The 22,656-nt window shown below is 54.2% G+C and carries 10 protein-coding genes; 4 read left to right on the plus strand and 6 right to left on the minus strand.

Going from position 1 to position 22,656, the window contains the following annotated elements; translation table 11 throughout:
- Positions 1–159: 159 nt before the first annotated feature.
- From AC0IM9_RS19825 to AC0IM9_RS19840, 4 genes are all read left to right on the plus strand, one after another.
- Positions 160–717 carry a hypothetical protein gene (locus AC0IM9_RS19825; RefSeq protein WP_482805172.1) on the plus strand — a complete coding sequence of 186 codons (558 nt, stop codon included), beginning with the start codon at positions 160–162 and terminating at the stop codon, positions 715–717.
- 2 nt (positions 718–719) lie between these two features.
- Complete coding sequence (locus AC0IM9_RS19830; RefSeq protein WP_482805173.1) at positions 720–1,085, plus strand: hypothetical protein; 366 nt, start codon at positions 720–722, stop codon at positions 1,083–1,085.
- Positions 1,086–1,296: 211 nt separating this feature from the next.
- Positions 1,297–3,090, plus strand: coding sequence for a calcium-binding protein (locus tag AC0IM9_RS19835; RefSeq protein ID WP_482805174.1), 1,794 nt, complete (start codon positions 1,297–1,299; stop codon positions 3,088–3,090).
- A gap of 113 nt (positions 3,091–3,203) precedes the next feature.
- Entirely contained in the window at positions 3,204–5,303 is a 2,100-nt protein-coding gene (locus AC0IM9_RS19840; RefSeq protein WP_482805175.1) for a calcium-binding protein, read from the plus strand.
- Positions 5,304–5,393: 90 nt separating this feature from the next.
- On the opposite strand, the gene AC0IM9_RS19845 is transcribed toward AC0IM9_RS19840, so the two are convergent.
- The 6 genes from AC0IM9_RS19845 to AC0IM9_RS19870 form a co-directional block, all read right to left on the minus strand.
- Positions 5,394–6,635, minus strand: coding sequence for a glycosyltransferase family 4 protein (locus AC0IM9_RS19845; protein ID WP_482805176.1), 1,242 nt, complete (start codon positions 6,633–6,635; stop codon positions 5,394–5,396).
- 225 nt (positions 6,636–6,860) lie between these two features.
- A complete protein-coding gene (locus AC0IM9_RS19850; protein WP_482805177.1) occupies positions 6,861–18,044 on the minus strand; it encodes a calcium-binding protein in 11,184 nt (3,727 codons plus the stop codon).
- Positions 18,045–18,088: 44 nt separating this feature from the next.
- Positions 18,089–18,736 carry a hypothetical protein gene (locus AC0IM9_RS19855; RefSeq protein ID WP_482805178.1) on the minus strand — a complete coding sequence of 216 codons (648 nt, stop codon included), beginning with the start codon at positions 18,734–18,736 and terminating at the stop codon, positions 18,089–18,091.
- 624 nt (positions 18,737–19,360) lie between these two features.
- Entirely contained in the window at positions 19,361–20,911 is a 1,551-nt protein-coding gene (locus AC0IM9_RS19860; protein ID WP_482805179.1) for a TolC family protein, read from the minus strand.
- Positions 20,901–22,244 (minus strand): HlyD family type I secretion periplasmic adaptor subunit, encoded by a 1,344-nt coding sequence (locus AC0IM9_RS19865; protein WP_482805180.1) that lies wholly within the window; start codon positions 22,242–22,244, stop codon positions 20,901–20,903. The genes AC0IM9_RS19860 and AC0IM9_RS19865 overlap by 11 nt, the downstream gene beginning before the upstream one ends.
- Positions 22,241–22,656, minus strand: a 416-nt coding sequence (locus AC0IM9_RS19870; protein ID WP_482804575.1) for an ATP-binding cassette domain-containing protein, incomplete at its 5' end; no start/stop codon positions are given. The genes AC0IM9_RS19870 and AC0IM9_RS19865, both read right to left, overlap by 4 nt.

The following is a 22,656-nucleotide window of genomic DNA, read 5'->3' on the forward strand; positions in this document are numbered from 1 at the left end:
GCTAAATCAAGGCCTATGCGTTTAATATTCATCTCGGACTCCTCCTCCGTTTGTTGGGTAACTCAATTTTACCCCTCTGGTACATCGATGCCGCTAGGTGGGAGGAGTCCATACCATTGCCTTACGGTCTTAAGTCTTGCTTTCTATATGAGATAACAAATGAATCAGGCAAATCAAAACAATTCAAGCCATTCAAATAATGAATTGGGTCTTACTTCAAATCATTTTTGGCTTTTAGTTCCTTTTGCAATAGGCTTATTAATATCGCTGCTATCTCCGGGCGACGTTATGAAATACGTAATTCCAAGAGAGATTGTTGATATAGTTGGTGGTGTTATACCGATGGTAAGAAAAATTAAGGGGGAATACGAGTTATCGCAAATAGCGCAATTTTATTATGCTGTTATATGGATAATTACGCCGATTTTTTCATTGTTAGCATTCAAGGCAAAATATCCCATAGAAAAAAACGAAGACAATTTAGATATAGGTGTGTTTGTAATTGCTATATTCCTTAGTTTTTGTCTAAGGTATCTGTTTTTTGAAGGACTTGATCCAAACGACACTGGTTCTAAATATGCCGTTTTGCTTCATAGCAGATTAGGCATGGGTATTTTTGGTATTTTAATTCCAATTTTTGCCTTCATAACTGTAGTAGTTGATTTAGCTGTTATTGCCGGATTTTTATCATATTTGAACAAAGGGAAAGAGGAATAATCATGTCGCAACAATCCAATTTAGAAGAGAGTGTAACGATTAGTATCGTAACTAACGGTACTAGTGGTGCATTGGGGCTTATACAAAATATAATATCTGATGCCTATCTGCAGAATCCTAGTATCTCTTCAGGAATAATACTGGGTAAAGTTACTTTTTTTGCAGTTGCTGCGGACACCATGTCGGTTACAATTGCTATGCAAAGTGGCGACCCAGAGCGTACTGCCCTCCAAGCCACAAAAGCAATGAGCTCTATTTTAGCGGCTACATTTACAGCAGTTCTTAGCGATGCATTGTTAGCAGGTATAACCACAATTACTATTGCTGGCATTACAGTGTCTAGCAGGTTGGTGAAAAACCATATTTGAGGCGCTAATTTTGCTCAATCGAATCAGCATTTAGTAGGAAAATAGCTTCATCGCCACTAAATATAGAGTCATTCAAAGCCAAAAAAGAGTTTTTCACCAACCTGCTAGTCCTTTAATCGCTGGAGTATTTGTGTTGGGTGCGGGGGCTCTTGGATCGAATTATGGAGAATCAATTTGGCAAGCATACAAAAGCGGCGGTGCATCTGTTGCATTGGATGCTTTTAATGCCATCGCCGCTCTTAGCAATGGCAACGAATGGATAACTCATATAAACGAACTGACCGGCTCCCAATTCACCGCCGCCACCGTCGCCACTCCCCCCGTTCGCTGCGACCCGCTGGTCTTCGACCTGGACGGCGACGGCCTGGAAACCGCCGGCGTCAACACTGCCAACCCGATCTACTTCGACCACGACGCCGACGGCGTCAAAACCGCGACCGGTTGGGTCAAGTCCGACGATGCCTTCCTGGTGCTGGACAAAAACGCCAATGGCACGATAGACAGTGGCCGCGAGCTGTTCGGCGACGCGATGATCAAAAGCAACGGCCACCTGGCCGCCGACGGCTTCGATGCTTTGCGCGACCTGGACGCCAACCTGGACGGCAAAGTCGATGCCGGCGACGCCCAATTCGCCAACCTGCGCCTGTGGCGCGACCTGAACCAAGACGGTATCAGCCAGGCCGACGAACTATTCACGCTGGGCAGCCAAAACATCGCCGCCATCAACGTCGGCAGCACCGAGCACAGCCAAATCCTCGCCAACGGTAACCAGTTGGCCGACATCGGCAGCTACGTCAAAACCGACGGCAGCAGCGGAGCTCTGGGCGAAGTCACCGGCAACCTGGGCGACATCAACCTGATCCAGGATACCTTCCACAGCCAGTTTACCGATCACCTGGATACCACCGGCTTCGAAGCGCTACCCGACATGCATGGCGCCGGCCAAGTCAGAAACCTGCGCGAAGCCGCCACCCTGTCGCCGGCACTGGCGCAATTGCTGGCCGATTTCGCCGCCGCCGACCGTACCGAACAGCAAGCCTTGCTGGACACCATCTTGAAAGCCTGGAGCGACACCAGCACCATGGCTGCCACCTTCACCGGCGCCTACGCCGGTCACAGCCTGACCGTCAACATCCAAAACGTCGCTACCGGCAGCGCCGTCTACAATGCCTGGGCCGACAAACTAACCATCCTGGAACACTTCAACGGCCGCACCTTCAACACCGTACCCGCCGGTACGACGGCGGCGACTATCAACCTATGGAGCGTCACTCAGGATTTACTGCAACGTAGTTACGATTCGCTTAACGCGTCTGTGTACGAAAGCCTAGTCATCCAAACCAGGCTCAAGCCTTATTTGGATGCCATTACACTGCATGTTGATACCGCCGGCATCCAACTGGATTTTACGGGTATGGACGGGTTGTTGAATACCAAGCATGCCACCGATGCCCTGGCGGCAGTCACAGACTTATTGGAATTGAATCGCTACATGGGCAAATCCCTGGGCGAAAGCGGCTGGGGTCGCCTGAGTCTGTTGGGTGATTGGGCGGCGGCGGACGCCAGCAATACGGGGGTTATAAGTCTATTAAACGAGTTTGGCTACCAAGGGATCACCACAGACGGCAATGGCAGTATCGCTAACGAATTGGTCACCGGTCAAGGCATTGATCAATTGCTGTATGGCAATGATGGAAACGACTTGGTCGTTGGCAGTAGTGGCAATGACACGCTTAATGGAGGCGTGGGTAACGATCTACTGTATGGAAAAAGGGGAGATGACATCGTTAATGGCGATGCAGGCGACGATACGCTTTACGGGTTTGTTGGATCGGATAATTTGACCGGTGGCGACGGTGCCGACACCCTGTACGGCGAAGCCGGCAACGACACTCTGAACGGCAACACCGGTAACGACTACCTGGACGGTGGCGATGGCCTCGACACACTGCAAGGGGGGAAGGCAGCGACACCTTATTCGGTGGCGCCGGCAACGATATCCTAAACGGTAATGGAGGAAACGACGTCATCGATGGCGGCGACGGCGACGACACCCTGACTGGCGGCAGTATTTGGGATACCGACATTCTGCGCGGCGGTGCCGGCAACGATACCATCGTGGTATCGGGCAGCTATAACGGTGCCAGCCAGATTACTGGCGGCACTGGCAACGACGTGATTACCGGCTCAACCTATTCTGAAACCTACTTTTTCAACTTGGGCGACGGCCAGGATCAGATTACTGACACAGGGGGGGCAACGGATCGCTTGCAGTTCGGCAGCGGGATTGCGGCCGGGGACGTGGCGGTCAGCAGAGTTGGCAATGACTTGCTATTGAGCATTACCAACACCACCGACCAGATCACCGTGAAGAACTGGTTTCTAAGTGCCAGTTACCGGATCGAACAGATCGCCTTTTTTGACGGTACGGTCATCGGCAACGTTTTCGCGGGATCGGATGCCAACGACGTGTTGTCCGCTACGTCTGGAAACGATTATCTTTTGGGTGGCATAGGTGCCGATACTCTAACGGGCGGTCAAGGGAACGACATTTACATGGTGGACAATGTCGGGGACGTCATTATAGAAAATGCCGGTGAAGGCAACGATAGCGTCTTTTCCGAAATCAGCTATAGCCTGGCAACTAAAGTCAACCTGGAGAATCTCACGCTTATTGGCACCGCGGCGACAAGCGCTACCGGGAATCTACTCGATAACCTTTTGTCGGGAAATTCCATCAATAACACCTTGAACGGCGACGCCGGTAATGACATATTGAAAGGGCAAGCGGGTGACGACACCCTCTATGGCGGCAGTGGCAACGATATTTTGTATGGCGCCGATGTCACGGATACAACGCTGGCTACACTCGTAAATCAATTAGTGATCAACGCCAAGGCTAGCTTGCTGAACGATGGTGTGGGTGCCCAGATGGACGTGTATATCGACGGTGTGTTAAAAACCACCTTCAGTGTCACTAATACCGTTGCTTACCAAGATTACACGGTTGACCCGGGTTTACTGGGCATCGGCGCACATCGCATCGATATTGCCTTTAGCAACGATGCGGCAATCGCTTCTCCCGCTCAAGACCGCAATTTGTATGTCAATACCATTAAAATCAATGGTCAGAGCATTGCAAACTCAGCGGATGGCGTTTATTACGATATCGGTGCCGGTACGGCGGCTCTAGACGGTAAAAATCTGATTGCAGGTCAAGGGGTAATGCCGTGGAACGGTGCGTTGCGCTTTAATTTGGACGGGAATGATCGGTTGGACGGCGGAAGCGGCGCGGATACAATGGCCGGTGGTTTAGGCAACGACCTCTATATCGTCGGCGAAACCGGCGACAGCGTGATCGAAGCGACCAATGCCGGCATCGATCTTGTGCAGAGCAGTATCAGTTACGATCTGAATCAAGCAGTCAATGTTGAAAATCTAACCTTAACCGGTTCGGCCACCATCAACGCCACCGGCAACGCGCTGGATAATACCTTACTGGGCAATTCCGCAGACAACCGCTTAGATGGGGGGTTGGGTATTGATCGGTTAGCCGGTGGCCTGGGCAACGACACCTACGTGGTCGACAACAGTAGCGATGTGATAGTGGAAAACGCCAATAGTGGCATCGATACTGTCGAGTCCTCTATCTCATGGACTTTGGGTAGCGAACTGGAAAATCTGACCTTGACCGGATCAACCGCTATCAATGGTACGGGAAACGCCTTAAACAATGTGCTCAAGGGTAACAGCGCGGTCAATAGCCTGTCCGGCGCAGCCGGTAACGATACCTTGGATGGCGGTGCAGGCTCGGATACGCTGACCGGCGGCACCGGCAATGACACGTATATTTTGGGGCGTGGTTATGCTTCAGATACGGTAGTAGAGAATGATGCAACAACGGGTAATACCGATATCGCCCAATTCCTAACCGGTATTACAGCCGACCAGCTTTGGTTTCGGCACGTTGGGAATAACCTGGAAGCGAGTATTATTGGAACCGCCGATAAATTGGTGTTGAAAGACTGGTATAGCGGCACAGCCAACCACGTCGAGCAGTTCAAAACTACTGACGGTGCGTTGACCTTGCTGGACAGTCAAGTGGAAAACCTGGTCTCCGCGATGGCCGCATTTGCCCCGCCGGCCGCTGGACAGACCACCTTGCCGACCAATTACCAGACGGCACTGGCGCCGGTGATTGCGGCCAATTGGCACTAGTACAGGGTATCGTGAGCCTGTCCCCGAGGTGTTTTGCCTCGGGGGATTTTCGGAACCGGTCAAGGGTATCCCCCAATACCAGCGTTGCTTTCAAATAGATCGCTCACCCCGTCTGGCTAAACCAGCCAATAGTTCAAGCTGTGCCGGCAAACAAACTGCGTTGAGATCGTAACGATCAATGACGGTTTGTCGAGCGTTGTGGCGTATTGCTAAATAACCCTGCGGCCCCGCCTTTAGACCTTCGATGACCCGCTCGGCAATCTCGGTGGGTGAGAAGAAATCCACTAGCCAACCGTTATCGCCATCGCGCACCACTTCTTGCACTGGCGCAGTCTGCGAAGCCACCAGCAAACAGCCGGCGGCCATCGCCTCCAACATGGACCAGGACAACACGAAGGGATACGTTAGGTAGACGTGCACCCTAGACAATTGCAATAGAGCTACAAAGGTTGAATACGGCACTTTGCCTAAAAAGTGCACCCGCTGCCAGTCTAATGTGTCGCCGAGCTCTGCCTGTAATTGTTGACGATAGGTCCGTCCCGGTGGCAGGCGCTTGCCGTAGCTGACCTCGTCGCCACCGACGATCAAAATCCGCGCCTGAGGCCGAGCCGTCAGGATGGCTGGCAAGCTGCGCATAAAGCAGGGAAAGCCGCGGTAGGGTTCCAGATTGCGGGCCACGTAAGTCACGACCTCGTCGGCCCGGGTCAGCGTCAATCCGGCTTGCGTCATAGTCAGCGAGACTTCCGGGTCCGGGCGTACGATGCCCGTGTCGATACCGTCGTGGATCACGTGCAATTTGTCTTGGTAGCCGCTTGGATAGCCCGACTTTTGCCACTGGGTTGGACAGAGCCCGGCATCGACCGCATCCAAGGCGAGGTAATTACCCAGGTTCTTGGTGCGTATACGTGGCCCGTCGTCGAATGCAACTGGATCGCTGGGGTCGAAACCGACGTCGGCCCCGCTAAGGCGGTAAAAGAACTCAAAGTAGCCCAGCAGTGGCGAATGCGGAAAGACCTCCTTCAAATACCAGATCTCGCCCCAGCCATTATGCCCTAACATCACATCCGGCACGAAACCGGTCCGTTTTAAGTCCAGAGCAATGCGAGCGACGCTTTGGGCGTTGATCACAGCCGTTTCGGTTTCCCGTAAATACGGGTGAACGGTGTTCGATCCACCCCGGTGCGGACGGTAGACAATTTTTCGCACACCCGGCAGTTCGCCATCCGAGCGTTGAGTGATAAACACGACTTGATGCTGAGGATTCGCAGCCAGATAAGCAGCCAAATGGCGATACTGTCCAGGGAAGTTTTGATGGACGAATAGGAATTTCATCGGATGTTATAGCGCTAAACCAAGCCGTTTGCGGCGTTTACAGTGTAAGGCACAGGAATGTTGATATTCTAAAGCGATCATTTTGGGTAGACCGCGGGGCAACGGCGAGCGGCACCAAGCGCGATCACCGAGTGTAAGACTGGACAGCCTCCACGGGGCGGGCACCCATGAACGAACCTGGAATCCCCGAGGCCAAGTGCCTCGGGAACTGGCTTTAGAGGACGATCAATGCCAATTGGCCGCGATCACTGGTGCCAGCGTAGCCTGGTAATTAGTCGGCAAGGTGGTCTGGCCCGACGCCGGCGGCGCGAAGGCCGCCATCGCCGACACTAAACTCTCGACTTGGCTGTCCAGCAAGGTCAAGTTACCGTCGGTGGTCTTGAACTGCTCGACATGGTTGGCGCTGCCGCTGTACCAGTCTTGCACAACCAATTTATCCGAGGTACCGATGATGCTGACTTCCAGGTTGTTGCCGGTGTGTACGAACCACAACTGGTCGGCGCTCACGCCGCTGACGAACAGGGCCACATCGGTATTGCCCGCCATCGCATCGTTCTCGACCACGGTGTCGGCACCGTAACCTCGGCCCAGCTGGTAAGTGTCGTTGCCATTACCACCAACCAAGGTATCCGTTCCTTCTCCACCATCCAGCTGATCGTCGCCGCTGCCCGTACTCAGATAATCATTTCCTGCGCCGCCGCTAAACGCATTGTCGCTGTTCGAAGAATCACCTAACAGTTGATTATCTGAGTTATTTCCAATCAAATGGAATCCAGAAGATCCCCAAACGATAGCGTTTTCAATATTTGGGGCAAGCTCATACGTCTTACCGGACGATATTTGTGAAAAGTAAACAGTATCCACACCTTCTCCGGCTCTCTCCACTAAAGTATCGACGTTAATGTCAGTGTCTGATAACCAATACACATCGTTACCTTCACCGCCAATTAAGGTATCCGTGCCGCCACCACCGCTAAACCCGTCATTACCGAAACCGCCACTCAATATATTAGCGCTTTCGTTACCATGCAGGCTGTTATTGCCAGCATTGCCGACACCATTGATTGCTCCCGCACCATAAGCCAAATTCAAGCCCTCTACATTGGCCGCCAAGCTATAGTTATTTATGCTGGTTTCTACAGTATCCCAATCACCTTCGCCCATGCTTTCAACAACAATATCCCCTAAGTTATCGACATAGTAATAGTCGTCTCCAACACCGCCCATCAGAGTATCAGCACCCATTCCACCATCCAGCGTATCGTCGCCTAGACCTCCAGAAAGAAGATTGGCGCTCTGATTTCCGTAAAGCTGGTTATCTCCATCGTTACCGGCACCGTTGATAGCGCCCGCGCCATAAGACAACTGCAAGTTCTCAACATTGGCGGCCAAGCCATAACTGCTAATGCTGGATTCAACCGTATCCCATCCTTCGTCCGCGTTCTCGATCACCATATCCCCGGTGTTATCAACGTAGTAAAAATCGTCATCGACACCGCCGGACAAGTTATCTGCACCGGCACCACCATCGAGGGTATCGTATCCGATGCCTCCAACCAGCACGTTGGTCGCGCTGTTGCCTATTATGAAGTTGTCTTCTTCATTCCCAGTGCCGTTGATGGTGGCTGTACCGGTCAGCGTCAGATTCTCGACGTTGGCTTCTAAAACCCAGGTGACACTACTTTGCACATTGTCGATGCCTTCGTTGGCAATTTCCACGACCGTGTCGCCAGTACCCACGACATAGGTATCGTTGCCGGCTCCACCAGCCAGCACGTTGGCCGCACTGTTGCCGGTCAGGACGTTGTCCAGCGTGTTGCCGGTGCCGTTGATGGCGGTCGTGCCGGTCAGCGTAAGGTTCTCCAAGTTGGCGCCCAGGGTCCAGGTGATGCCGCTTTGCACGGTGTCGATACCTTCGTTGGCGTTTTCGACGACCGTATCGCCAGTACCGACCACATAGGTATCGTTGCCGATACCGCCGGTCAGCACGTTGGCTGCACTGTTGCCGGTCAGGACGTTGTCCAGAGCGTTGCCGGTGCCGTTGATCGCAGTCGTGCCGGTCAAAGTCAGGTTTTCAACGTTGGCGGAAAGGGCGTAAGTCACAGCACTTTGTACCAAATCGCTACCTTCACCAACCGATTCGGATACGACATCGCCAGCGTTGTCCACCACGTAAATGTCGTTGCCGGCCCCGCCAATCATCGTATCGGCACCGGTGCCGCCGGATAAGGTATTGGCCGCACTGTTACCGGTCAGTGTGTTGCTCAGGGTATTGCCGGTGCCGTTGATCGCCGCGGTACCGGTCAACACCAAGTGCTCGATATTATTGCCCAAGGTGAAAGCCACGCTGGAATTCACAGTATCGGTCCCCTCGTTGGCATTTTCGGTGACCGTATCCGAGGCATTGTCGACATAGTAAGTATCATCCCCCGCTCCGCCGACCAAACTGTCGGCACCCGCTCCACCGTCCAACGTATCGTTGCCGGCACCGCCGGTCAAGATATTGACGGCACTGTTGCCGGTCAGGACGTTGTTCAGGGCGTTGCCGGTAGCGTTGATGGCGGTCGTACTGGTCAACACGAGGTTCTCGACGTTATTGCCCAAGGCGTAAGTCACGCTGGAATTTAAGGTATCGGTTCCCTCGTTGGCATTCTCGGTGATCGTATCCGAGGCATTGTCTACATAGTAGGTATCATCGCCCGTGCCACCAACCAAATTGTCGGCACCCGCTCCACCGTCCAACGTATCGTTGCCGGCAGCGCCGGTCAGTGTGTTAGCGGCGCTGTTGCCGGTCAGGGCGTTGTCCAGCGTGTTGCCAGTGCCATTAATCGCGGTCGTACCGGTCAAGGTCAGGTTCTCAACGTTGGCAGCCAAGGTCCAGGTGATGCCGCTTCGCACAGTATCGATGCCTTCGTTGGCGTTTTCCACGACCGTATCGCCAGTACCGACCACATAGGTATCGTTGCCGATACCGCCGGTCAGCACGTTGGCTGCACTGTTGCCGGTCAGGAGGTTGTCCAGAGCGTTGCCGGTAGCATTGATTGCAGTCGTGCCGGTCAAGGTCAGATTTTCAACGTTGGCGGAAAGGGCGTAAGCCACAGCACTTTGTACCAAATCGCTACCTTCACCGATAGATTCGGATACAACATCGCCGGCATTGTCCACCACGTAAATGTCGTTGCCGGCCCCGCCAATCATCGTATCGGCACCGGTGCCGCCGGATAAGGTATTGGCCGCACTGTTACCGGTCAGTGTGTTGTTCAGGGTATTGCCGGTGCCGTTGATCGCCGCGGTACCTGTCAACACCAAATTCTCGACGTTATTGGCCAGAGTTAACGAGACAGTACTGCGCACCGTGTCTGTTCCTTCGTTGGCATTCTCTGTCACGACGTCGGATGTACTGTCAACGACATAGATATCGTTTCCTGCGCCTCCCACTAACGCGTCATTACCGGCACCACCGTCCAACGTATCGTTGCCGGCAGCGCCGGTCAAAGTGTTAGCTGCGCTATTGCCGGTCAGGATGTTGTCCAGCGTGTTGCCGGTGCCGTTGATAGCCGTTGTGCCGGTCAAGGTCAGATTCTCAAGGTTGGCAGCTAAGGTCCAGGTAATGCCGCTTTGCACGGTGTCGATACCTTCGTTGGCGTTTTCGGCGACCGTATCGCCAGTACCGACCACATAGGTATCGTTGCCGATACCGCCGGTCAGCACGTTGGCTGCACTGTTGCCGGTCAGGACGTTGTCCAGAGCGTTGCCGGTGCCGTTGATCGCGGTCGTGCCGGTCAAAGTCAGGTTTTCAACGTTGGCGGAAAGGGCGTAAGTCACAGCACTTTGTACCAAATCGCTACCTTCACCAACCGATTCGGATACGACATCGCCAGCGTTGTCCACCACGTAAATGTCGTTGCCGGCCCCGCCAATCATCGTATCGGCACCGGTGCCGCCGGATAAGGTATTGGCCGCACTGTTACCGGTCAGTGTGTTGCTCAGGGTATTGCCGGTGCCGTTGATCGCCGCGGTACCGGTCAACACCAAGTGCTCGATATTATTGCCCAAGGTGAAAGCCACGCTGGAATTCACAGTATCGGTCCCCTCGTTGGCATTTTCGGTGACCGTATCCGAGGCATTGTCGACATAGTAAGTATCATCCCCCGCTCCGCCGACCAAACTGTCGGCACCCGCTCCACCGTCCAACATATCGTTGCCGGCACCGCCGGTCAAGGTATTGACGGCACTGTTGCCGGTCAGGACGTTGTTCAGGGCGTTGCCGGTACCGTTGATGGCTGTTGTGCCGGTCAAGATCAGGTTTTCAAAGTTGGTGAGCAAAGACCAAGTAATACTACTTTGAACGGTGTCGATCCCTTCGCCGCTATTTTCCACAACGATATCCCCGGTACCCACGACATAAGTATCGTTGCCTAATCCGCCGGTCAATGTGTTGACCGCACTGTTGCCGGTCAGGACGTTGTCCAGGGCATTACCGGTGCCGTTGATGGCGGTCGTGCCAGTTAAAGTCAGGTTTTCAACATTGGTACCCAAGGTCCAGGTGATGCCGCTTTGCACGGTATCGATGCCTTCGTTGGCGTTTTCGACGACCGTATCGCCGGTGCCCACAGCATAGGTATCGTTGCCGGCACCGCCGGTCAGCACGTTGACCGCGTTGTTCCCGGTCAGGACGTTGTCGAGAGCATTACCGGTGGCGTTAATCGTTGCCGTACCCGTCAATGTCAAATTTTCGATGTTTGCATATTGGCTCAAATCAAAAGTAAGACTAGTTTTGATCAAGTCAGTCCCTTCACCCGCTTGCTCAACAATCTGGTCCAGCATATCGCCGATAATGTAAGTGTCATTTCCGGCACCTCCAACCAGCAAATCTTGGTCGGCGGATCCTCCATCCAAGGTATCATTGCCGGCGAGCCCAAAAACAGCCTCGTTCGCGGTTGTTCCAACTAAATTGTCATTGCCCGTTGTACCGTTGATGGGACGATAGATCATCAGGTCCAGGCTACCCGTGCGAGACAAGCCAGCGGTATCCGTGGCGGTAATCTCAATGGGTAACAAACCGGCTGTTGCGGTTGGTGGTGTGCCAGAAAATGTTTGGGTCGCCGCGTCAAAGACTAACCATCCCGGCAGTGCGCTGCCGTTAGGAAACGTCGCCGTATAGCTCAATGTTTCCGATGGATCCGGGTCGATAAAGGTGTTCGCCGGTAGGGTATAGCTGAACAGCTGCCCCTCAATTGCATATTGAGGAACCATGGGGTTTTGCAAAATCGGGTAGTGGTGGGTTGCAGCAAATACTATATCCGCTACACTCCAAACAGTGCCGTCTCCGAAGACAACTTGTTCTATGCCAATAGCCTGTGCAGGATTCCAGGCCACTGTAACCTGGTTTTGCGGGTCCAACGATAAATAAATATGTCCCGCATCTTGTGTAACAAAAATATCCTGTGGCCGAATACCAAGTAACTGCAACTGATCTATACCACCGGAACCATTATCGATATCTTCTATGATATCCAGGCCATCTCCTGGCCCGAATTGATAAATATCGCTACCATCACCGCCCTGCAAGAGGTCATTGCCTGCGTAGCCAGCTAAAATATCGTTACCACCCAATCCGATCAGGGTATTGTCGAGGTCGGTGCCGAAAAGTTGATTGGCCGCCGAATTGCCGAACGCCGTAACTGCGCCACCTTGCAATACCAAAGCTTCGACATTGTCGCTCAACGCGTAGCTGACAGTCGCGTAGACCGTGTCATTGCCTGCTCCGGCGTTTTCTATGACCATATCGCCGGATTGGTCGACATAGTATCTGTCCGAGCCATCGCCCCCACGTAAGGTATCGGCACCAAGGTCGCCGTCCAGCCAGTTATCGCCGCTATCGCCGACGATGACGTTATCCAAGCCATTTCCGCGAATATGTTGATTCCTGGCGGTATTCTGACTCCCCGCCTCTTCGATGTTATCGGGAACAATTTGCCAACCGTAACCAGCGAACAGGATGCGGTCGTAACCTTCGTTTGCATTTTCTATGACGGTGCCTGATGCATAAAGGTAGAGATCGTCGCCCAATCCGCCGATCGAAGTGGTGTTTGCACTGGAAGAACTGATGGTGTCGTTCCCCAATCCGCCATATAACGTAACCGAACCGGATGATGTCGATTGCAGTTCGTCATTTGCGGCGGTCCCGGTGATAGTGCCGCTGCCGTTGCCACTTATAATGGCTTTTTCGATGTTTGCCCCCAATTGGTAGTTGGCCGCTACCGCTGACGCAATCTCGACTGTATCGTAACCTTCGTTCACCGCCTCAATAGCCAGATCTCCCGCGCCCAGCAAATAGTAGTCATCGCCACTACCGCCGGTCAGTATGTTGGCGGTGACGGAATTACTGCCGTTCAGGGTATTATTCATACTGTTGCCGTGACCGTATACGGCGGAATCCAGCAAGGTCAGCTTTTCAATATCGTTACCGATCGTATAATCGATATAACTTCTGACTTCATCGTTATCTCCCCGTGCCGACACCACATCACCCGGATTGTCGACGTAAAAGATGGCATTGGCATTGCTGCGGGCAATCATGATGTCGGCACCGAGCCCACCGTCGTAAACGTCCCAAACATTATTGGCGTAGGAATAGCCGGAATACCCCATCAGCGTGTTATTAAGCGCATTGCCGGACAATGTGAAGCCTGCCGGTCTTGAGGCGCTGCCGACAATCAGGATTTCGACGTTGTCTGACAGCGTGGCGCTGTCGGATACGATGACCGTATCGACGCCTTCATCGGCCTGTTCTATGACCGTTTCAACATCACTCCAGTACCAATCGTTACCACTGCCGCCAATCGCGGTGTCGTTGCCTACTGAGCCGTAAAAGTTATTGTCCCCGGCATTGCCGGTTAAGATGTTGTCAAGCCCGTTACCAGTCAGCGTACCCGATAAAGAACCCGTAGCCACTAAATTTTCGACATTATTTGGTAAGGTATAGCTGCCCAACAGCGAGACCGTTACCGTATCGATACCTGCATTGGCGGCTTCGATAACGACATCGCCGCTATGATCAATTTGGAAATTGTCATTGCTGGTTGTGCCGGCTTGGTTGTTGGCAATGGCTGTTTGTACGTTGGTATTGATATCCGTCGCCGTCCAAACCACCCCATTGTCGAATTCGAACCGTTCGATTTGACAATCGGTGTCGGCAAAATAATTGGCAATCAATATCTGGTCGGCATTGCCGTTGACTTTGACGATCAAGTTAAGATCGCTACGCCATAAGCTCAATTGATTCGGTAAGATACCGGCACCAAAACGCAGCATATCGATACTGCTCCCCACGGAGCCAGACTGGTCATAAATAACATCTAAGCCATCACCGGCATTATACAGATAGGTATCGTTACCCTGCTCCCCGTAGAGACGATCATTACCACTGCCACCATAGAGAGCATCGTTACCCTCGCCGGTCGTCGAGGTATAACTGCTATCGCCGTACAACACGTCGTCGCCACTTCCCCCTTCCAGGTTATCGTCACCGATCCCGCCGTAAAGAGTGTCGGTGCCGGTACTGCCCAGCAGCCAATCGTTGCCCACTACACCGTCAACGATATCGTTACCCGCTGCCCCATCTAACTTATCGTTAGCGCTACTGCCCAGCAGCAACTCGTTGTTAATGTCGGTTACGTCGTTTAACAACAGCTTGATGTCTTGATAGGTCCATACGGTACCATCCGCAAATTCGAAGCGATCAATGCGCTGATCGCGATTGAGAAAGAAATCCTGAATGGTAATGCTGTCGGAGGTGTAATTGCCCAATGGGTCCAGAAACTCCAACTTCAGATTATTGTGGCCGTTAATATCAAAATTATGCCTTACAACAACTCGGTCAGGCGCGATACCGGCATCGAAGCGGAGAATGTCGTTTTCGCCACTCGTTTCGAAGATGGTGTCGTAGCCGTCTCCCAGTGCATAGTGATAGATATCGTCACCGGCTCCTCCATAGAGCCCATCGGCACCCTGTTGTCCCGTCAGGTCGTCGTTGCCATCGTCGCCGGATAATTCATCGTTACCCAGTCCCCCCAGCAAACGATCATTACCCGCGCCGCCGTATAACCAGTCGTTACCGAGAGCACCAGCTAACGTATCAACGCCGTCACCCCCATTGAGCGTATCCCAGCCGGCACCACCATAAAGTTTGCCCCCGCTATTACTCAAGTGCAGATTGAGGGCAGTCGTTAATGACGTGCCGACCAAAGTTTCCAGATCGACTTGATCGCCATTGGCAAATTCCAGCAAGGCATCCGTGCCGAAAAAGGCGTTTTGGATTTTGACTGTTTCGCCGGTATTCGTAGTTACGTCCAGGCTTAAATATTGATTTTGTTCGCCAAAATGACCGACATTCAGTTCTGTCACTGAATTAGCGGATGCGAGTTGGATAGTGTTATGGCCTTCAACGTCGTTAATAGTGTCTTCACCCGTTACGTTCTGATAAGTATCGTCACCGGCACCACCCGCCAGATAATCGACACCACTCCCACCGTCTAGGCTGTCGTTACCGCCGTCCCCAAACAAGTTGTCGTTGCCTTCACCACCGAACAACAAATCATCGCCTTGGTATTGCGCATCAATACCGGCGGCATCGCCTTCCAAGTTGTCATCGCCCGCCCCACCCAATATGGTATCCGAGCCGCCTTCACCCCAAATCGTATCGTTGCCGCCTTTCGCGTCAATATAGTCGTCCCCATGATAATCCGCCGCACGGCCAATGATCATCATGTCGCCCTCGATCGTATCGGCGGTATCGCCGCCAATGATGGTGTCACTACCGCCGCCGCCCCGGGCAAATTGCTGGGTTTGGCCGGCGCCCAAGTCCAGGAAGTCGTTGCCGTGTTGCGCGATGTCGGCATTCAAGTCGCCTTCCAGCGCATCGTCGTCGGCACCGCCGTAGACCGTATCGTTACCGGCGCCGCCGTCGAGGGCGTCCATGCCGGTTTCCCCGTATATCACGTCGTCGCCACGACCGCCCATGACCCAATCGCCGCCGTCGCCGCCGTAGACCATGTCATCACCGCCTTGGCCGGTATCGAGCGAGCCGTTCACCGGGCTGAGGCCGACACCGTTGAGATTGGGCCGGGTCGAGTCGGCGAAGGGGTAGGTCTGGTCGGTTCCGGCGAAGGTCCAGTCGTTGGCTTGAGTGGTGTAGTCGGCATCGGCGAAGATGATGTCGTTACCGGCGCCGCCTTCCAGCCAGTCGCTGCCTTCGCCGCCCATCAAAGCGTCGGAGCGGCCGCCGCCGATCAACATATCGTCGCCCTCGCCACCGCTGAGAAAGTCGCCCAAGCGATCAGCGGGGACCTGGCCCAACCCCGCTTCGGCGTTTTGGGCATCGGCATAGAGTACGTCGTTGCCTATGCCGCCTTGCAGGATGTCGCGGCCGGCGCCACCGTCCAATACGTCGTTGCCCTGGCCGCCATCCAATAGATCGTTGCCGTTGCCGCCGTACAAAATATCGTTACCGCCCAGCGCCGCCGCCTGAACGACGGCCCCGTTGAGTTGCTTGCGGTGATGGGTGACGCCGTCTGCGTCGATGTCGGCGATGCTGGTCACGGACCAGGCGCCGCTGGCGCTGACAATGCCGCCGTCACCGTAGAGCAAGTCGTCATCGCCGCCGCCCACTAGCACGTCGGTACCATCACCACCCGCCAGGACGTCCTGGCCGTTGCCGCCAAACAGCTGGTCACTGCCCGTGCCGCTGGCCAGCAGGTCGCCGCGCAAGCCGGTGCCGGCCGCATTTTGACCTTGCGTATACAGGGTCTGGAAATCTTGTTGTTGGTCGGCGTAGAGCAGATTGTCGCCGCCGCGATTGGCCAGCAGGACGTCGCTGCCGCCGAAACCTTCCAAACGGTCGTTACCGGTGTCGTCGTAGAGGGTATCTTGCCGGCCGGGATCGGCTTCTTCGCCGACGATAACATTACCTAGCGTGTCGGTGCCAGTCTGGATGCCGGCGGTGTTGGGGTCTTGGTCTAGGGGTTTGAGGTCGCCGTGGGGAATGGTACTAGCCGACACATCCGCTCCGGCGCCTTGCAGGTGAATATCGAAATCACCGTCCTGCCAGTCGTCGCCCAAGATGATTTCCGAACCATCTTCGGTGACTAACCGCCAAGGCGAATGGTGAGTCAGCGTTAGTACACTGCCGTCGGTCATCGTTTTTTTCCAAACACCGCTGCCCGGTGTGGTTTCGACGAAGGCGCCAGCGGCCGTCAATTTTTGGGTATTAACTTTGACGATAATGCTGCCGTTTTTATCGGGATCGATAATAGTGTCGGTGCCATCGCCAGTGTTCCAGATATAGGTATCCTTTCCCGTACCACCTTCTAATATGTCGTCGCCTTTACCCCCTTCGAGGGTATCGTCGCCGGCACCGCCACGCAACCAGTTGGTCGCGTTATTGCCGATGATATGATCCGCTTTCGATGTACCGGTAGCGTTTTCGATCCAGTTGTTTTCGTAGCCAGTAATTTGATAGGCGATGGATATTTGCGATGTGCTGCTCCCTTCGCTGCCGCCTACAAAGCTGAAATTTCCGGGGCGCAAATCAATGGTAACACCTTGACTTTGATTGCTGGCATCGATCTCGTCGCCGGTGCCGCCTGCATCCCAAACAGCCTGAATGGCGTCAGCACCGGTTTTGAAGCGGTAGATATTGCCGTCTTCGACGTTGGTGTTGGGGTTTGCGCCGTATAAGGTTTGAATGGCGAGGATGTCGTAGAGCATCGGGGTGGAAGCCCACCATCCGTCGCTATACCCGGGTATACCTTTGACTGGCTTGTAAGACATTACTGTGTAGCGTTGGCTCGGGTCGGAAGGAAGCGAATTTATTACGTCTACAGGATGATTGAGCCCTAACGCATGCCCTAGTTCATGTACAAAGGTATTGAATGCTGTTGTGCCATACATTGTCTCGCCATACACCAAGTTATTATTATGTGCTGTAGACAATTTATTGAAAACAATATCTCCAGACGAATTTGCTCCACGAATCCCAGGCGGTATTGTATCCCCTTCTATTACAGATTTAGGATCGAATGAATTTATATTCGCCAAAACAACTCCTATATCCCCATACCCAGGAGCAGCAACATTTAGTTGAATATTGGCAACATTTTCCCATTTAACTGTTGCTTCTACAAAAGCTAATTGTTGATCAAGTGTTAATGATGAAAAAGTTCCGGGAACTATTCCGTCTTTACTCAGAATCCAACTTTCCCAATACGGCTGTTGAGAAAATTCAAAGCTGTAACTAATATTTAGCATGCTTCCTAATTCATCATATCCATTTAAATCTTTATTCCAACTTGTCCTCATTAAGGCATTAATTATTTGTTCTTTGGTGTAGTTAAAGGTAGCAGTCATGTTATATTCCTTGTGAATATTTAAAATTTGATCTTGATCCGTAATTAGTACTGAAAGTCGTCTGGCAAATCTTCAAGACAAGCTTGCGCGGAGTTAGATTGACTTTCTGAATGGCAAACCCAATCTTGTATATCTGTGATTTTCTTTAACTCTTTAGTCATCGCCTTGAAAAAAATTGCGTCTACCATCTCGATATGGACATAAGCGCTCTTAAAAAATATTATGTCAAATACTGGAACAGAACTTCTTTTTTCTTCGTATTTTTTTAGTTCTTTGAAAGGAAGTGATAAAAAATATTTAGATAGCTCATTAACTTGCCGCAATGTGATTTGACTGTGATGTTCTTCAATAGTCGGTTTCTTTTTTATATTGCTTGATGAATAAGAATAGCCACGATAAACCACTTTCCCGTCTTGGTATATTTTTAAGGAAAATACAATTTGATCTTTATATTTGTGCTGAAAGTGAAATACAGGCTCTGATTTATTTCCAAAATCAAATATGGCCTCTGTCTGGTCTTTGGAGGCGGCATCAAAACTTGCAAATATAAAAAATATAAAAGTAATGACAAATAATTTTTCGCGACGCTTAAGTTTACCCTGCGTGGAAGTCAAAGCCGTAAGGCACAATAACCAACAGGCATTGCGCCGCGTTTCTACTCTCGGGTTATTATTCAAATTCATATCAATCACACGCCTTCCTATCTATTATTTGTTGCTCATAATTAAAACGATTTCTATCTAAGAGAAGTTACTGTACGGCCTTTTTTTCTTGCACAGGCCGACAATAATTACTTTCGATCCGATTCTTTAACTAACCTTATGCCGCTCGTTTCCGAGCGCCGATGTAACGTAGACGATCGTTCGGTTTTTCACCCACTCCGCAGCGTTTTGTAGCTACTGCCATCGCTTCGAATAAACTAATGTGTTTGGCGCGGCCCTGGTTCAGGTAACGGTCGCCTTGAATGGGCAACGTTGGTCGATTGTCGCTAACAGACTAACTGATTACCATCACCCTTTTGTACTATCCGCCTGGGTTTTATGTGTGACGCCTTGCGCATTTCGGCTCCGTTCACACCGCTAGCCCCCACACGGTGCCATGGACGAATTGAATGCGCTGCAACGGGTTGGGGGTATTCGACGCGTCGTCTTGCGCGAGTAAGTCCAGCACGGTGGGGCGATCGGTGGTCGCGGCAATCGTGATGAGCTGAGCGTTAACCGAGGATACTCAAACAGCAAGCGCCGACCGTTTTTGAGTTGTGCCTTTTGTCGTTTTGTCGTGTGGCAGTTGCATCTGCGAACGCCGGCCTATTGAGTTCATCGTTCTGGAGTGCTGATAGGCTGTTTGCCGTTTCCGACTCGCCCTTCGGCTTGCTCGATGATGTCCCGGCCCAGCACGCCGGTGCTGGTGAATAAGCGCAAGCGAGCCGCTCGCCAGTCGGCCAGGGTGCGCAGGCGCTCCTGGCGGGCGTCGGCCAGCGCGGTCTGGGTATTCAGCAGTTCCAGGATGTCGGCGGCGCCTTTGTCGTAACGCCGCTGCGAGCTGGCGACGGCAGTTTGCGCGCTGTCCAGCCAAGTTGCCGAATAGCTCAGATTACGCAGTGCCGCTTCGGCCTCGGCGTGGGCCTTGACCACGTCCAGCAGGGTTTGTCGCTCGGTGTCGGCCAGTTCGGCCGCGCGTTGTTCGGCTTGGGCTTGCGCGCCGCGGATTTTGTAGGTGCGGGCAAAGCCTTCGAACAGCGGGATGGTCAGGTTGATGCCGATGGTTTCCACCCGGGTTTGGCTTTGCGACAGGGCTTGATTGGGGTAGCCGTTTTGGTAGGCGTTCAGGCTGAAGTCCAGCGTCGGCAGGCCTTCGGAACGGGCTTGAACGATGCGCTGCTTGGCGGCTTCCCATTGGGCTTGGGCCGCGACGATGGCCGGATGCCGGCGTTTGGCCTCGGCCAGCCAGATTTGCAGGTCGCGGCCGTCTTGGGCCAGCGTTTCGCCGGTTTGCTCAGGCTCGGCATTCTCCGGCAGGGTCAATACCGTTTCCGGGGCGATCCCCATGGCCTGGCGCAGTACCGCCAAGGCTTTGCGGTAATCGCCGTCGGCCCGGCTGCGTCCCAATGCCGCCTTGGCCAGGGCGGTTTCGGCTTGCAAAGTATCGCTGCGGCTGCTGGCCCCGCTGGATTCGCGGCGGCGGGCGCTGGCCAGGGTTTGGCCGGCCAACGCTTCGCTGTCGGTCTTGGCCTGCCGTTGGGCATTGGCGGTTTGGGCGTCGAAATAGGCTTGAATCACGCCGTCCAGCAGGCGTTGAAACACCGCGTCCTGGTTGGCCAAGGCCTGGGTCAACAGCCAGTTGGCGGCAGCCAGATTGGCGGCGCGGCCGCCGAAGTCGAACAAGCGCCAACTCAGATTGCCGTATAAGGTAAAGCCGTCGGTTTCGCTCGAAGGGAGGGGCGAGTCCGGATATTGGTAATAGCTGTTCAGATGGTTGACCGCCGCGTTCACGGTCGGCCAATAGCCGGCCTTGGCCACGCCGAGATTGGCGGCCTGGATCTTGAGCTCGGCCCAGGCGGCTTGGGCTTGCGGATGGTGGCACAAGGCTAGATCCACCGCCTCGTCCAGCAGCAACGGCGCGGCAAAATCCTTTTCGGCCGGACAAACGATGCCGCGCCGGTCGCCCGGCAATACCGCGCCTTGCTCCAGCACCGGCGGTCGGGTATCGAGCGGATCGTCGAGCACATCGGGGATATTCGGTACGGCGGCCCAATCAAAACTCAGCGCCGGCACCGGTAGCAGACTCAGCGCCAAACCCAGCGTGATGACTTTGTTCGAACGGCGGGGGTGGCACGCGGTTCGCACCGTCCCGGACTTAACGCTCACGCAAGCTTTCCCGGCCGTGCTGCAACAGCGGCGTCAGTACGTATTCGATGACCCGGCGCCGGCCGGTTTTGATGTCGGCCTGGATCGACAAGCCGGGCGACAGCACCGCATCGTGGCCGTCGACCGCCAGCGTCGCCTGGTCGAGGGCAATGCGCACGCTGTAGATCAAGCCTTTTTTCTCGTCTTGAATCGCATCGCGCGAGACGTGGGCCACCCGGCCGGTGATGGTGCCGTATTTGGTATAGGGGAAGGCGTCGATCTTGACTTCGGCGCTCTGGCCTTCCTGGACGAAGCCGATGTCCTTGTTTTCCAGGCTGGCTTCCACTTCGACCGTGCTGTCTTGCGGCACGATCTGCAACAAGGGTTGGGCCGCCGCGACCACGCCGCCGACGGTGTGGGCCGCGAGTTGCAGTACGGTGCCGGACACCGGCGCGCTCAGTTTGAGCAAACGGCCATGGGCGTCGGCGCGCGCGGCGTCCTGTTCGGCGTCGCTGGCCAGTTTGCCGGCTTGGGTGTGTTCGTCGAAGGCCAGTTTGCGGGTTTCGGCGATCAGCGCCGCGCGTTGGTTTTTGGCGCTGTCGAGTTGGCCTTGCAGTTCGATGCGGGCCTGTTCCTTTTCCAGATAGGCGTGCGGGGCGACATCGTGGGCCTCGGCCAGGGCCTGGAAGTCGCGGGCTTGTTGCGCGACCAGCGGCAGCGCCGAGGCGTAGCGGGCGATGTCGCCGTCCAGGCGTTGCCGCTTGGCGGTGAAGTCGCGGTACTGGCCCTCCAAATGCGCCAACGCGGCTTGGTATTTGGTCTCGGATACTTGCGCGGGCCGAACCAAGATCGGCGGCTTGCCGCTGTCGATAGCGTCGATCAATGCTTGGGCTCTAGCCTGTTGCAAGCGGGCTTCGACGACATTGGCTCTGGCCTTGTCGCGTTCGGCATCGAAGGCGCTACTGTCCAGATCCAATAGCGGCTCGCCTTGGCGGACGAACTGGCCTTCGCGGACAAAAATCGCCGCAACGCTGGCGGTATCGACCGAGGCGATGGTTTTGGTGCGGGCGCTGGGGATGATCTTGCCGGTGGCGTTGACGATGATGTCCACTTCGCCGAACCAGGCCCAGGCCAGCGTCGCGGCGACCAGTGCCATCAACAACCAGGCCACGCCGCGGCCCAGCGGCGAAACCGGTTGGGCCTGCAAGGCCAGGGCGGCCGGCAGAAATTCGGCTTCGTCGTGCGAACGTGGCGGACTATCCAGTTCTCGTCGCTGCCGCCAAAAGTAACGGAAGGTGTCGCGGTAACGGCCCCACAGTTCGGCGTAGGCTTGCCAGCGGTAGCGCAGGCTCATGCGCCGGCCTGCTGCAATTGGTAAAGGTGGGCGTAGATGCCGTTCGGCACTTGCAATAATTCCTGATGCCGGCCGGTTTCGGCGATCTGGCCGCGCTCCATGACCACGATACGGTTGGCATCGCGTACCGCCGACAAGCGGTGGGCGATGATCAATACGGTGCGGCCTTGGCAGATGCGGCGCATATTGTCCTGAATGACTTTTTCCGACTCATAGTCCAAGGCGCTGGTAGCTTCGTCGAAGATCAGAATGCGCGGGTTGCTGATCAACGCCCGGGCGATGGCGATGCGTTGGCGCTGGCCGCCGGATAAACCGGTGCCGTGTTCGCCGACCAGCGTGTCGTAACCTTCCGGCAATTCGCAGATGAACTCGTGGGCGCCGGCCAGTTTGGCGGCTTCGATCACGGCTTCGA

Source organism: Methylomonas sp. Uni0011 (assembly GCF_056850255.1).

What these genes read in the sequence shown, in the direction of transcription:
- AC0IM9_RS19830 (WP_482805173.1), top strand. Translation starts at nt 720, where the DNA reads ATGTCGCAACAATCCAATTTAGAAGAGAGTGTAACGATTAGTATCGTA.
- AC0IM9_RS19865 (WP_482805180.1), bottom strand. Translation starts at nt 22,244, where the DNA reads ATGAGCCTGCGCTACCGCTGGCAAGCCTACGCCGAACTGTGGGGCCGT.
- AC0IM9_RS19850 (WP_482805177.1), bottom strand. Translation starts at nt 18,044, where the DNA reads ATGACTGCTACCTTTAACTACACCAAAGAACAAATAATTAATGCCTTA.
- AC0IM9_RS19845 (WP_482805176.1), bottom strand. Translation starts at nt 6,635, where the DNA reads ATGAAATTCCTATTCGTCCATCAAAACTTCCCTGGACAGTATCGCCAT.
- AC0IM9_RS19825 (WP_482805172.1), top strand. Translation starts at nt 160, where the DNA reads ATGAATCAGGCAAATCAAAACAATTCAAGCCATTCAAATAATGAATTG.